This is a genomic window from Caballeronia sp. KNU42 (genome assembly GCF_053760385.1).
On sequence record NZ_CM132388.1, the window covers coordinates 899,125 to 912,323 of the forward strand.

A 13,199-nucleotide genomic window follows, 5' to 3' on the forward strand; every position below is an offset into this window, starting at 1 on the left:
CAAACAGAAATTATGCTCGCTTGTAGGCGACTCGCAAAGGGACGATATTCTGCTCCGCGCGGGACGTTTTCGATTGTCACGCGGGACGTTTTCGATTGTCAATTTGCGCGGGCCACAGGATGGCAAGTCACCAATTCCTGGATCGGCTGTAGTTGACACACTGGGTTGCGGGTTTGATTTTTTTAGCTGAAGGAAGATTGTGAAATTACGCCTTTCTGTCCCCGCGATTCTTGGCGCCTTGATTGCGATGCAATCAGCCATCGCCGCCGATGCGATAACCGTGGCAAAGGAGACGCAGGTACTGGAAAGAGTCAATGTGAACGGGACGAATCGCGAAATGGGTATGGGGGTGTCCGAGTTCCCGCCCAACGCCGAAAAACCTCGTCATAGGGCGACCGGACCAGAGGTCTGTTACGTCATGAGGGGAGAGATAATCTTGCAGGTAGAGGGTCGACCGGTGAAAGTCGTTCGCGAGGGAGAGAGCTTCCAGATCGCTGCGAATGCAATTCATGTCACCAAAGCCGGGCCCGCAGGCGCGACAGTCATCGCAACCTGGGTGTCCACGCCCGGAAAACGGTTCAACGTGAGTGTTCCGCAGTAATCGGTATTTATTCATGCTATTAGCCCAAGGAGAATGCATGCGTTGCGGTATTTTTAAGAGCCTCTTGTTTTCCATTTTGATGTCTTCCTGTTTGATCGCTTCCAGCACATATGGGGAAAGCAACGACAAGCAGGCGGATATCTCCCGCGTGATGGACAGCGTCATACTTCCGCTAATGCAGGAATATCGAATTCCGGGCATGGCGGTCGCAGTCATCGTCGACGGAAAGAGCTACATTTATAACTACGGTGTGGCATCGCTCAAAACCCGGCAACCCATCACAGATAAAACTCTTTTTGAGATTGGGTCAGCCAGCAAGACATTTACCGCGACGTTAGCTTCTTACGCTCAGGTCAAGGGCAAGCTTGCGTTGTCCGATAGCGCCAGCAAGTATTTGCCATCGCTCAGCGGCAGCAGCTTTGACAACGTCAGTCTGCTGAATCTGGGTACACACACCGCCGGCGGCCTGCCGTTGCAGGTGCCTGATGCTATTCACAACGACGAACAACTAACGGATTATTTCCGGCAGTGGCAACCGTCTTATGCTGCCGGCACATACCGGGTCTACTCGAATCCCAGTATTGGCATGCTCGGCATGATTGCCGCGCGGAGCATGAATGAGCCTTTCGATGATGCGATTGAAAAGAAGTTATTCCCCATGCTTGGAATCACGCACAGCTATATCAATGTGCCGTCGGATCAGATGAAGGACTACGCGCAAGGCTACACGAAGCAGGGCGCTCCGATCAGGCTGAACGCGGGGGTTTTGTCTTCGGAAGCCTACGGTATCAAAGCGAGCGCGCCCGACATGATCCGGTTTGTCGAGTTGAACATGGAGATGGGCAAGATTGACGGCGACTTGCAACGCGCGATCAACGAGACTCACACCGGATACTTCAAGGCGGGTGAAATCACGCAAGACCTTATATGGGAACAATATCCGTACCCAGTGGAACTGAAAACGCTATTGGCGGGTAATTCGGACGCGATGGCTTACCAGCCGACGAAAGCGATCACGTTGAACCCTGCGCTGCGGCCACAAGCGAATGCGTTTATCAACAAAACCGGATCAACTAATGGATTTGCGACTTACGTCGCTTTTGTTCCGGCTCAGAAATTGGGTATTGTCATGCTTGCAAATAAAAATTATCCGATTGCTCAGCGGGTCACGGCTGCGTATCAGATTTTGACCGAGCTTGAAGGGCGGGTCGTTCCGCAGAACTGATTGTTTTCGGCGTAGCTTGGTCGAACAATGTTTCACCGGCGCGCGAATAGATGGAAGGGGATCGAGGTAGCCGCGTTGATCGACAACGATCCGGCTACATGCTTTCATGGCTCGGAGCGGGAGACGTGGTTATAAGCCTGCTGATCGGGGAGGACTCGCCCCTCATCGCTCGACTACCTCTTCCCGGCGGGATGGCAATTTCACCAACTGCCAGGCGGACCGTCCATCTTCGTATTCCCGTGCGGCACCGCGGTACGCCCTTGTTCCAATCCACCAGACGTGGCCGCAGGTATCGAAGAGGACTGGTTCGCTGCGACAGGCTTTGGCTCGAAAAAAGGAACGTTAGAGCTGGCGCATCCCGCCAGAACGAGCAATGAAGCCAGCAGCATATTTTTTATCATTGTTCTCTCTAGAAAAATCAGAACGCATGTCGATGACACTCGCAGCGAGTCAGGCGCGCGTGCCAGACGGAAACCCGATGCTGACCTCGACGCCACTCCGTGCTGAATCCGGACTTGATAAGCTCGGACGTGTAGCGACGTGTCCGTTAATCCTACGTTGTAGACGATCACGGAGACCACGCCCAGAATCAGCGCGCTGCTCTCTCATATTTCCCAGCTTGGATAAGCGCGCCGCCATTTCAACAAAAGGTTCGTCGGTGGGTGACGTCAAGCTCAACCATCGACCAATATTTTCAGGGATAGCGGGTTAGTTGCCGCTGTTTTCAACGAGCCGATCGCCACCGCCGTGTAGTTATTCCCCGCGGCGGCCGTGACGCTTGTGTGAATGGCCGTAACCGCCGTACCGGTTACGTTGACTTTCACATCGTAGGTCCCTGCGCTGACGGTCAAATAGCTGCCGATCGTCCCAAACGGCACATTCGACAACACTACTTGGTCGTTGATGAGAATGTCCACGGGGCCCGCATCGGGGGCGGCATGAATCACGCGCAAGCGGATCTGTCCGGAGGGTGGGGCGGATGTGTCGTCAGTCGCTAGCAGCGGTTGAATGCTTGCCAAAAAGTTGGCCGCAATGGCGGTGTAGGCGCCATCCTTGGCGAGATTTGGAGAGACGTTGATGACCGTGGTCTGAGTGCCGGCAGCGTTGATCTTGATCGCATGAGTACCAGCCGAAATAGTTAGGTAACCTGATGCAGTCGGATACGCCACGTTGGCCAGCACGAGGCCGTTATCGACATAGACATCAACATTGGGCGCATCAGGGGAAGCATGCAGAATTCTTAGACGGGTGTTACTTGGGCCATCGTCACCGCCGCATCCGGCAAAAAACACAATCATGAAAGTCATTGAAACGGTGAACAGCAATTTTAGCGTCTTCATCATGTCATCCTCCAAGCTCTCTTGATTTGCTTAAGCAAAGGCGAAAAATTCCCGCCGAGCGTGCGGCAACAAGCTGCTTATGCGATTCGCCGCCGTAAATACAAGTATATGGAGAGAAGTGAAGTTCGGAGATATTTTTCTATAATTAGTAATCCTCTGCGCTAAACAATTGTTCGACATTACTTCGAAATTCAGATTAACCAGCGGCTGTATATTGCGATGCATTAAGAGTTGAGTTTTTGTTCAACTCTTCAAAACTTAAACGTTAGGGAATCAGGGATAATTGCAGGCGCGGCGGTATTTTGAGACGCTATTGGCGATGTCGAATTGGCTTGTACAAAGCTTGTGCATCAATTCGATTCGGGGGATCGTATGGCCGATACAAGTCGACTGACCTCACTACCCAAGGCCGCCTCATAACATTCTGGCGGTTGAGGAGGGTGCTCCGGGCGCAGTAATTAAATACGCGTGTCCACGTATCAATGATGTCGCTAACCCACCTCTTAAAGTCTCAGGTCTGCTGCGAGGCACCCTACGGGGGTGGCTGCCATTCCGACAAGCGCCCAGGCTTTGTCGATGCCACCCCGGCTGCCAACGTTTATTTCGCCAGCATTGCAAATACTGTGAGACCGGGATGCAGGAAATTAATGCGGATGTTTTGCTCGGTATACTTCGGAGCGGCCACTTTTACTCTCGCGATGGCTTCGTGGATGGCAAATCCGAATCTCGTTGCCACTGTGTCGACAACGACCCGACTCGCATGTTCGCGATGTTTCAATTGCGCGATGACGAACGCACACACAACATGCCAACGGGCCGGGTATGCGTTTCCCTGCATGCGGTGACGACCCGCATGCGCCGGCGCTGACCCATTGCCCTTGATCAGGTGCGGGATAAAGCGCGACTAACTTCGCAGCGATTACGGACGGTGCGCAGACGTACCGCAATCAAGGTTTGTCCGGCGCCGTGAGAGCCGCGCAGGCATACAGGTGCTCGTACGTTTGTGGTGACCTTCGCAGTTAGATTAATTTGACATAACATAAATTATCACCTTTTCTGCATCTTGTAGCAGCTAAGTAGTAATGTCCGGTTCTAGCTAAATAGATGGAATGGTCGCCTCCCGCCTCAGCGGTCGTTTAAGCGTCGTAGTTCAGCGTCTCCGGCAAATGTGCCAAAGTCTTGTTTCCGTTGCCACCCTCGGTAAGGAGAAATCAGATGGAACCCACGACCATTGCGATTGACCTGGCCACACGCGTTTTCCAGGTGCACTTCGTCGATCCAGAAACTGGTGCAATCCATAGCAAAGTTCTCAAGCGTGCTCAACTCGTGCCGTTCTTTGCTAATCGTTCACGATGCCGGATTGTGATGGAAGCCTGCGGAAGCGCTCATCACTGGGCTCGCCAACTTGCTAAGCTCGGTCACGATGTCAGGCTGATAGCAGCGCAGTTTGTTCGCCCATTCGTCAAGTCAAACAAGAACGACGCTGCAGATGCTGCGGCGATCTGGGAAGCATCTCAGCGGCCCGGCATGCGCTTCGTCGCTGTCAAGACGGAGGATCAGCAAGCCATGCTTGCTCTGCACCGCATGCGCCAACAACTCGTCAGGTTCCGCGTGATGCAGGTGAACCAGTTGCGCGGGCTGCTGTATGAGTTCGGCGTGGTCTTGCCACAAGGTCGGCGTGCATCGATTGAGGCTGCGAAAGGTGCAATGGCGCCGTTGGCTGACCAACTGCCCACGATGCTGACAGACAGTCTGCAGGACCAGATATCGAGGCTATCGGCACTCGACGAGCAAATCCAACGTATCGAACAACGCATAACAGAATGGCGTCGAGGTGACGAAGCCTGCTGCCGCATCTCGGAGATCCCGGGCGTGGGTCTGCTCACCGCCACGGCCGCGGTGGCGGTTATCGGCAACGCACAGGCATTCAGATCAGGACGGGAATTTGCGGCTTATCTGGGACTGGTGCCGCGACAGAACAGCTCGGGTGGCCGAGTCAAGCTAGGAGGCATTAGCAAACGCGGCGATGTGTACTTGCGCACGCTGCTCGTTCACGGAGCTCGAGCGGTCATATCGAGTTCGAAACATTTGCCTGAGCGGCTAAGAAACATGCTCGTCCGACGCCCTATCAATGTCGTGGCCGTTGCATTGGCTAACAAGCTCGCACGAACTATTTGGGCGTTGCTCGCGTACGGTCGACGCTATCAAACTCCAGCGCCCTTACCAGCTTGACACTTCGTTGTATCACGTACAAATCCACTCACGGTTGCATAGGTGATATTGAGCGATGGCAAGACAGGTTGGACCGCGCAAGGACGAACCTGGGACATTTCTCGGACTTCGAGTCCGTTAAGATAGATTAGGATCCTTGCGGCGAAATCCATCGGGGCCGGCGGGTATGTTCCGCGATCGAGTCCGGATATAAGTCCGCAACCACCCTCCTCGCCAAACACAATATCTCCTTGCAAATGGGAGGCGACCATATAAGAAATGTCGTGTTTGGGCGTAGGTTCATGGCCTGGCAAGCAGGTGCGGAGCGTGGGCGATGAACACCAATGGGACGATCACGATGTCGATGCGTGAGCTGGATCGGTTAAAGGTCATTGAAGCAGTTGCCGAGGCGCGACTGAAGCCCGGTCGTGCCGCGAAACGGCTCGACCTGAGCGTGCGCCAGGTCGAGCGCCTGACATCCAGCCAGGCACGACTTCGATCCAGGAATGAGCGTCTAACGCTTGCCGCCTGGCCGACCTGAAATCGAAAATCGCAGTCGTCAGCGATTCCGCGGTTCCAAATAGATCTTGCTGCATGGGTAATCCCATGATCTGGCCTCGTTGAGTTGTGTGTGAGCGAAGTCGCTGCACGTCTGGTCGCGTTTGCACCTGCAGGTTAGTTAAATTTCACTACCTGAGACGTTATCCGGGCGCTCGCCGGGAGAAAGCCGTTTTATGTGTCCAATCGTCCGAACCTGACGTCTTCCGGGACGTCCCGCCGGAAAAACTCCTCGAGGCGTTCAGGCCCCTGGCGTTTTGGAACGAGCACTCGGGCCACCGCCGAATTCAACGTCTTCATCGAGCTTTCAGTTGTTCATGTCGTTCCGCACATCATAGCGTAACCCCTTACTGTGACAGAGCCGTAGAAAACACTCCTAAGCTTTTGGCGAGTGCGTTGCCGTTTGTCCTGCTCGCGCCAATCGAAAAGCTTTCACGAGGTCTATTTAACGGTCAGCAGGGTCATTGAGCTTCGCCGGATCGGGAAAATAATACGTACTACTTTTCAAACTCCGCCAGAGGCGAACGTCTATCTGACTGAATTCATGCGCTCTGAAACTACCAGCGTCGCTCATTGCATGGCCCTGTTGGGAGATATTGCTCGTACCAATGACTGGCGAGCAGGTTGGTTTTTGATAATCTGCTCTGTTTCGCGGAAAGCAGCCCCGAACATTGCAGTCAGTATCGCGGAGCATTGCAGTGCTACTTCCTCGCGACGCATCCGGGTCAACCGCGGTATCCAAACGCTCTCGAGGATCTTCTTCGCGACCCGGGGTACTCCTGAGTTATAGGCCGTGTAAGCCCGATGTCGCAGGAGATTCGACCGTCGCGCCGCTTTCCGCTTCTGCGCCAGGCACCCTACTTCGGGACCCTGCGTAAGTAGGGCTGTAAAAAACGCCGTACGCATCTAATCTGAAGTCACGCCGTTTAGTTTCGTTCAGGGCGTGCGCCGTCACTCTTCACGACTCGGCATAAATTGTTCATCGACTCTGTGGGTGCGGCGCGTTCGTCGCTGTCAGCAGGCGCGTGCAACCCCAAATTCCCCGGAGAAAACCATGAGGTATGTCACCACGTGGCTGGCATCCATACTGATAGCGATACTGGCCGTTTTCTTCATTTCCGTCACGTTGCCGAATTCAGCCTCGGATGAGCTGACCCGCGTTTCGGCGGCTCAGAGCGTATTCACCGGCCTCGGCGCGAGCATACCGTCGAACCACGGGTTACCGAAGGTTGTGTCGCGCTAAGGCTGCAGGAGTAAAATCCAGACGGACATTTTCCCGACCAGGCAGGTTGGCAGCGTTGAAGACCTCTCGGACCGTACTCTATCGCGATGGACGCACACTACGTGATCAATGACAGCGAGGTCCCGGGGGCCGTCGTCACGATCCATAGCAAGCGCAACTAGTTCGTGACGATCAAGCTGAGAACTGTCGCCCTTCCGGTATCGCAAGGTGAGGATCGTCGGACACGATATCGGGCTGATGGTGGCCTATGCGTATGCTGCCCAGTATCCGGACGAGGTCGAAAGCATCACACTGATGGATGCTTTCCTGCCCGGCGTAGGCGACTGGCAGAAGGTATGGCTATTGCGCGACAAGTGGCACTACAACTTTAACCGCGAGACGCCGTTGAAGCTGGTTGAAGGACGTGAGCGGATTTACTTCGAACACTTCTGGAACGACTTCGCAGCAGATCCCAAGCACTCCATGCCGGAGGCCGATCGTGAACTGTATGCCGCGACTTACGCGCAGCCAGGGCGGATGCGCGCGGGGTTCGAGTACTTCCGTGCGTTCCCGCAAGGCACCGGCTACAACCCGACTGGCCTCGTCGCCGCGCTCGCCTACTGGTCAAGTATCAGCGCGTCGAGGGACGCGATACCTACCCGGCAAATGCTCAACCCGACACGCTCACGCTCCTCGACGCCAGCCGCTTTCCCCCTCAGGTCAAGGTTCAGGTAGAGGTGGAGAACGGTATCCAGGGACCGCCACAGGCGGTCGCGGTCACGCCGGATGCCGCTGTGGCGCTGGTTGGCGCGCCCACCCGCTATGACCACGCTGCCAACAAGCTGCTGATGGATAGCTTTGTCCAGGTCGTCGATCTGCAAGCGTCACCGCCCGCCGTTAGCCGACTAGAGGTCGGCAGCCATCCGCAGGGCATCGCCATCGACCGCAGCGGAAAACTTGCGCTCGTCGCGTGCGTCGACGGCAGCCTGGTGGTGCTCGGCATCGACGGTAACCGCGTGACGCTGGTGGAGACGCTGAAGATCGGCCAGAAGCGTCTGGCGGGCGTAAGCTTCACGCACGACGCAAAGCATGCACTGGTTGCGCTGCGCGACGAGCAAGGTGTCGCCGTGCTGAACATCGCGGACGGCCATGTCACCGATAGCGGCGTGCGCCTGTCGAGTGGCGTGGCGCCCTACTCCGTCGACGTATCGAGCGACGGCAAATGGGTCGTCGTGAGCGACGTCGGCGTTGCCCGAGGGCGTGGCGATCTCGCCCGACGGCAAGTGGATCGGCGTACAGGCCATGGACGGCTCGAACCTCACGCCGGAGAACCCCGGACGCCATGCGCGCGGCAAGGTTCTTCTGTTCGCGATCCGCAACGGCCAGGCCGTGAAAATGTCCGAGGCACCGGGTGGAGAAGCCGCGCAGGGCATCGTCTTTACCGCCGACAACAAGCATCTGATCGTGCAGTTCAACGTCGAGAAGCAGCTCGCCATGTTTGCGGTGAACGGCGGCCATCTGCAGGACACCGGGCAGCGCATTGCGCTGACGGGCGGCCCTTCGTCGCTTCGTACGGCCCCGCGCTGACCACCGTCTCATGAAGTAGGTGTAAAGGCTCCTCTGAATTTGAACGAAGCAAAGGCTTCCGTCGAAAGCGTCGTTCGAGATGCCCGTTCCGCCAACGAGACCATGCAAAGCATCCGCGCGCTGTTCAATCGGCAAACATTCCAGAAGCGGGAGCGGAATGTGAAGAACATGGTCCTCGAATCCGTAAGACTACTACGCGAAGACGAGACCAGGCGTGCCGCCGATATCAAGTTCGACTTGCCTGATAACCTGCCCCCGGTGTTCGTCGACCAGATACAGATTCAGCAGGTTCTTGTGAACCTTGTCACGAACTGGATAGAAGCCACGGAGAACTCGGGACGTACACCCAGGATTGTCATCACCGCGAAATCCCTTGACGACCGGTCCGTGCTGCTCGAGGTCATCGGCAACGGTTCAGGCATCGTTGGCAGCGACAACATATTCTCGACGCATTTGTCACGACCAAGCGCAAGGGAATGGGCATTGGGCTTGCCGTGTGTCGTTCCGTTGTCGAAGCTCATGAGGGTCGACTTACTGCCTCCAATAACGAGGGTCATGGAGCAACCTTCAGCGTCATCCTCCCGGTCCTGCCTGCCCGGCCTTAATTCTCGTCGACAAGTACGGAATCGACTCCCGTTTTAAGCAATAGCGCTCGGCCATCGCCGTCGCACTGGGTGACGATCCGGTCGATAACCTTTCGTCGGCTCCGGTTGCAGCACCCGGCACTGTGGCGTTCCTCGTCTCGCCCCCGTGTGAACGATAGCCGGGTCAGCGCGCCGATTCAAACTCAGCGGCGAGTTCCTTTGCAACTCCATCGATGTTCATGTCAACGAGCATCTGAAGCGGATAGTTCGGGTATCGCTGAAGTACCTTTCCAGCGACCATGCGCTTTTCCTCGGGCGTAGGGTGCTTGAGGTCGGCGATTGCGTCGCGCACCCAGTTACGGAACGTGTTGAGGTACTCCGCCTGCTGCGTCAGGGCGTTCGGCCCGGCGGCTTCGCCGTGTCCCGCGAAGATCCCGGTCGCGGTCGAATATCGCTCACGCACAATTTCAAGCTGGCTTAGCCACTGCTTTGTCCGACCTTCGGCGAGCCAGGGGTGGACGCGGTGATACAGCAGATCCGAGGCGATCAGTTGATCGCTCTGCGGCAAGTGGATAACGGTAATATCGGCGGATTCTCCCTCGCCAAGATCGTCTACGCGCAGCTCAAGACCGTCCACAAAGATAGACTGACCGGGCACCACCACAGTATTGGGCAGCACCGTTTCCTGAGGATAATCGTCGCCGTAGACTGGAGTCCATGCGGCACGCTTCTCGGCTTGCGTCGTGCGGATGACGTCGATCGTTGCCTGGGTTGCGTAGATCGGCACTCCCGGCCACCCATGCACAATCTCGGCCGTGCCGTTGAAGTGATCGGGATGCGGGTGAGTGATGAAGACTGCGAGAAGCGGCTTGTCGTGGGCCCGGATCGCCTCGCACAACTGCCGCGCGGAGGATGTCAGGAACTGGGTGTCAACGAGCACGAGGCCGCGCTCAGTTTCGATCACAAATGAGTTGACGAAAAATGCAGATTCGGCAGACCTGAAAACGTGAACATTGAACATGGCCATTCCTTGAACGGGTTGGAAGAGAACGCCGTTGAATTGTTGACGACTGACCGGCATGAGAGAAGGTGCATAGGACGCATATAATTCATACGGAAACTACATGGGTGAGGCCATGACGAAGGATGCATCCCTGTCACAGTTGAGAACGTTTTTGCGGATCGTCGAGCGTGGCAGCCTATCGGCGGCGGCAAGGGACCTCGGCACGACGCAGCCGACAGTGTCGCGACAACTGCAGGATCTCGAGACGGCCTACGGCACCGCGCTCGTCATCAGAACCACCCGCACCCTGCGCGTGACCGATTCCGGAAGGATGGTCTACGAGCAGGCGCGGTCCATCGTGCAATCGGACGACATTTTGCGAGAACGATTGACGGGCGATAACGCGGAGGTTGAAGGGCGTATCCGCATTGCCGCCCCGTCAGGATTTGGCGCTTTCGTGATTGCGCCGTTTTGTGGTCGGTTCGTCGAACGGCATCCGAAGGTGAGCCTGGAGCTTTGCCTGTCCGACAGCCAGAGCGATCTGGTCAGCGAAGGAATCGACGTTGCCATCCGCATTGGCAAACTTGCCGATTCGTCCCTGTTTGCAAGACCACTGGCCGTGCTGGAAGAGGTTCTGGTCAGTCATCCTCGGTGTTTGATTGGACCGGTTGCACGGCCAACTGACTTGCAGTCGTTGCCGTGGGTTGCATTCTCGGGACTGCTTGACGGCGATGACGTTTGCCTCGAACGTAGAGGTCGCAAGCAGAAAGTCAGGGTTACGCCCCGCCTCAGGATCGACCAGATCGTTGGGCACCGCGAGGCGCTGCTGGCAGGTGCGGGCGTCGGGTTGATCCATCGCTACGCCGTTGATGCCGACATCCGCGACGGGCGACTCGTCCAGTTGCTCGCCGACTGGCATCTGCCCGAGTGGCCAGTGCATGCGGTGTTTCCGGTCAAGACACAGACGTATCGCCTGCAGACGTGGCGTGCTGAACTCAAGCAGGAACTGGCGACGATTCCCGGAGTAAGGAACGAGGTGATGCGTAGTCTCACATGAGATGCGGCATGCGATGATGTCCTGCCAATACTCACCACGTGACCGGCACGTGTATCGAATGGAGCATACAAATTGAAAACAACTGCCTGTTTGGCTTTCGCAGCCGTCGCTTTTGGCTCGGCTTTTTGCCTACCTTGTGCCGCACAAGAGTCTGGAACCGTCAAACCTCAAATACTTCTTCAACAAGTTGTCGAGGGCATGCCGAGAGGCGAAAAACAGGAACTTCGCGTTTTAACAGCGAGTTTCAAACCCGGCGATAAAACCGTTTTTCATACGCACAGGTTTCCGGTGACTGTCTATGTGCTCGAGGGTGCCTTCACTTTGGAGATGGAAGACAGAGCACCCGTCACCGTCGCTCAAGGTCAGGCAATGGTGGAGCCGCCGCACGTGAAGATGACCGGCTATAACCGCAGCAATAGCGATTCGCTCCGTGTCGTTGTCTTTTACACCAGCGACCCGGACACGCCTTTTCTCGATCCATTGCATTGAGCTCGTCGACCAGCACAACGACATGTGCGAACCACGCTCACTTGGCTTCGAATTTCTCCTGTGGCCGATCACTCGCCGGTAAGGGGATAACACCGCGAGACATCGCCAATGGACGCGATGCTTTTTCTCCGTCCCGGTATGCCGCTGGTCATCGTCGGCATAAATCGTCGGCATAAAGATAGATGCTCGTTGTGTTGCTCCCCTCACGCAGAGTGAAAAGCGGACACCCGAACCAACTACCGTTGCGATGCAAGATCCATGGCACCACTCCATGTTGGCGCTCACCATTGCATGGTTTCCTGACGCAGGCCACTTCAGTTCATATTGCCGCCGTGTCGAGGCCCCGGAACATCGCAGCGGTCAGTCTGGACCACGGGCACGTGAAGTTGTATCGTTTGAAGGCGCCGACTGGCAGCGATGGAGGCTTCGAACCAAAGCGGCCGCGACAGTGATGTGGCTCGGCCACGATCCGCCAGGCATATGGTGGGCGCTACTACAGATCAAATGTGTCGATCGCTTTCCCGAAGCCCACGCCGATAGCGAGCCGATCGTCGACGTCGCCGATGCATGCCTCGGTCAGCCGCACTGATTGGCGCAGTGTTCAGCGGTTGCTTCAGCGGTTGCGCGAGGGACGGCGCGTGGGTTGGGCGATGACGCCGGCCGACACCGTGAGCAGGCCCTGCCACGCAAGCGGCAAAAGGAGAGCAGCGAACATGAGCATCACGCTTAATCACACTATCGTGTACGCGCGAAACAGGGATGCATCGGCGGCATTTCTCACAGAAATACTCGGACTTCCCGAGCCGAAACCATTCGGGCCGTTCCTTGCCGTGCAACTGGATAACGGCGTCACGCTGGACTTCTACAGCGATGATCATCAAACGCGGCCGGAACACTATGCGTTTCTGGTGAGCGAGACGGAGTTCGATTGCATTCTTGCGCGAATACAGAGCCGCGGACTGCCCTACTGGGCGGATCCCTTTCACCGCCGGCAGGGCGAGATCAATACGAACGATGGCGGTCGAGGCGCGTATTTCGAAGACCCGAGCGGCCATAATCTCGAGATCATCACGCAGCCGTACGGCAGCGGCGCATAAGGAACCCAGTCGGCTTCCTTTCCGGACCGGGAAAGCGTGTTCGGCAGGATTGGCCTGCGGAGAAGCCGAGGGATTTCTCGGCATTCGCGCACTGGTCGCCGATCGCACATTGATCGAGCGCTACTGGTGTTCCCGCGACGGTCGGCACGCGACCCGAAAGCGACGTACGTTCAGACTGACCGAGCGGCCGGATTTCGCGTGACTACAGCCGCTCAAATAATCTGA

10 protein-coding genes and 3 pseudogenes are annotated in these 13,199 nt (G+C 56.6%); 11 read left to right on the plus strand and 2 right to left on the minus strand.

The window, feature by feature from the left end; all coding sequences use genetic code 11:
* Positions 1 to 199: 199 nt before the first annotated feature.
* On the plus strand, positions 200 to 601 hold the full coding sequence (locus ACSOSP_RS03965; protein WP_455309675.1) for a cupin domain-containing protein: 402 nt from the start codon (positions 200 to 202) through the stop codon (positions 599 to 601).
* 79 nt (positions 602 to 680) lie between these two features.
* The gene (gene ampC, locus ACSOSP_RS03970) at positions 681 to 1,826 is read left to right on the plus strand and encodes a class C beta-lactamase (protein ID WP_455310841.1); all 1,146 of its coding nucleotides are present in this window, start codon (positions 681 to 683) and stop codon (positions 1,824 to 1,826) included.
* Between the two features lie 674 nt (positions 1,827 to 2,500).
* Here the strand turns inward: ampC and ACSOSP_RS03975 are convergent.
* Positions 2,501 to 3,169 (minus strand): DUF4397 domain-containing protein, encoded by a 669-nt coding sequence (locus ACSOSP_RS03975; protein ID WP_455309676.1) that lies wholly within the window; start codon positions 3,167 to 3,169, stop codon positions 2,501 to 2,503.
* Positions 3,170 to 4,381: 1,212 nt separating this feature from the next.
* Between ACSOSP_RS03975 and ACSOSP_RS03980 the strand changes: the two genes are divergently transcribed.
* The 6 genes and pseudogenes from ACSOSP_RS03980 to ACSOSP_RS04005 all read left to right on the plus strand — a co-directional run bounded on the left by ACSOSP_RS03980 (position 4,382) and on the right by ACSOSP_RS04005 (position 9,386).
* On the plus strand, positions 4,382 to 5,398 hold the full coding sequence (locus tag ACSOSP_RS03980; RefSeq protein WP_455309677.1) for an IS110 family transposase: 1,017 nt from the start codon (positions 4,382 to 4,384) through the stop codon (positions 5,396 to 5,398).
* Between the two features lie 313 nt (positions 5,399 to 5,711).
* Positions 5,712 to 5,852: pseudogene (locus tag ACSOSP_RS03985) on the plus strand (helix-turn-helix domain-containing protein); the annotation flags it as partial.
* Between the two features lie 1,137 nt (positions 5,853 to 6,989).
* Positions 6,990 to 7,178, plus strand: coding sequence for a hypothetical protein (locus ACSOSP_RS03990; RefSeq protein ID WP_455309678.1), 189 nt, complete (start codon positions 6,990 to 6,992; stop codon positions 7,176 to 7,178).
* 201 nt (positions 7,179 to 7,379) lie between these two features.
* A pseudogene (locus ACSOSP_RS03995) lies at positions 7,380 to 7,733 on the plus strand (alpha/beta fold hydrolase); the annotation flags it as partial.
* A 50-nt stretch (positions 7,734 to 7,783) separates the two neighbouring features.
* A pseudogene (locus ACSOSP_RS04000) lies at positions 7,784 to 8,744 on the plus strand (YncE family protein); the annotation flags it as partial.
* 39 nt (positions 8,745 to 8,783) lie between these two features.
* On the plus strand, positions 8,784 to 9,386 hold the full coding sequence (locus tag ACSOSP_RS04005) for an ATP-binding protein (protein ID WP_455309679.1): 603 nt from the start codon (positions 8,784 to 8,786) through the stop codon (positions 9,384 to 9,386).
* Between the two features lie 126 nt (positions 9,387 to 9,512).
* Here ACSOSP_RS04005 and ACSOSP_RS04010 read toward each other — a convergent pair whose 3' ends face one another.
* On the minus strand, positions 9,513 to 10,349 hold the full coding sequence (locus tag ACSOSP_RS04010) for an MBL fold metallo-hydrolase (RefSeq protein ID WP_455309680.1): 837 nt from the start codon (positions 10,347 to 10,349) through the stop codon (positions 9,513 to 9,515).
* Between the two features lie 103 nt (positions 10,350 to 10,452).
* Here ACSOSP_RS04010 and ACSOSP_RS04015 point away from each other — a divergent pair, with 103 nt between their 5' ends.
* From ACSOSP_RS04015 to ACSOSP_RS04025, 3 genes are all read left to right on the plus strand, one after another.
* Complete coding sequence (locus ACSOSP_RS04015) at positions 10,453 to 11,388, plus strand: LysR family transcriptional regulator (RefSeq protein WP_455309681.1); 936 nt, start codon at positions 10,453 to 10,455, stop codon at positions 11,386 to 11,388.
* 72 nt (positions 11,389 to 11,460) lie between these two features.
* Entirely contained in the window at positions 11,461 to 11,877 is a 417-nt protein-coding gene (locus tag ACSOSP_RS04020) for a cupin domain-containing protein (protein WP_455309682.1), read from the plus strand.
* Positions 11,878 to 12,590: 713 nt separating this feature from the next.
* A complete protein-coding gene (locus ACSOSP_RS04025) occupies positions 12,591 to 12,974 on the plus strand; it encodes a VOC family protein (RefSeq protein ID WP_455309683.1) in 384 nt (127 codons plus the stop codon).
* The last annotated feature ends 225 nt before the right edge of the window (positions 12,975 to 13,199 follow it).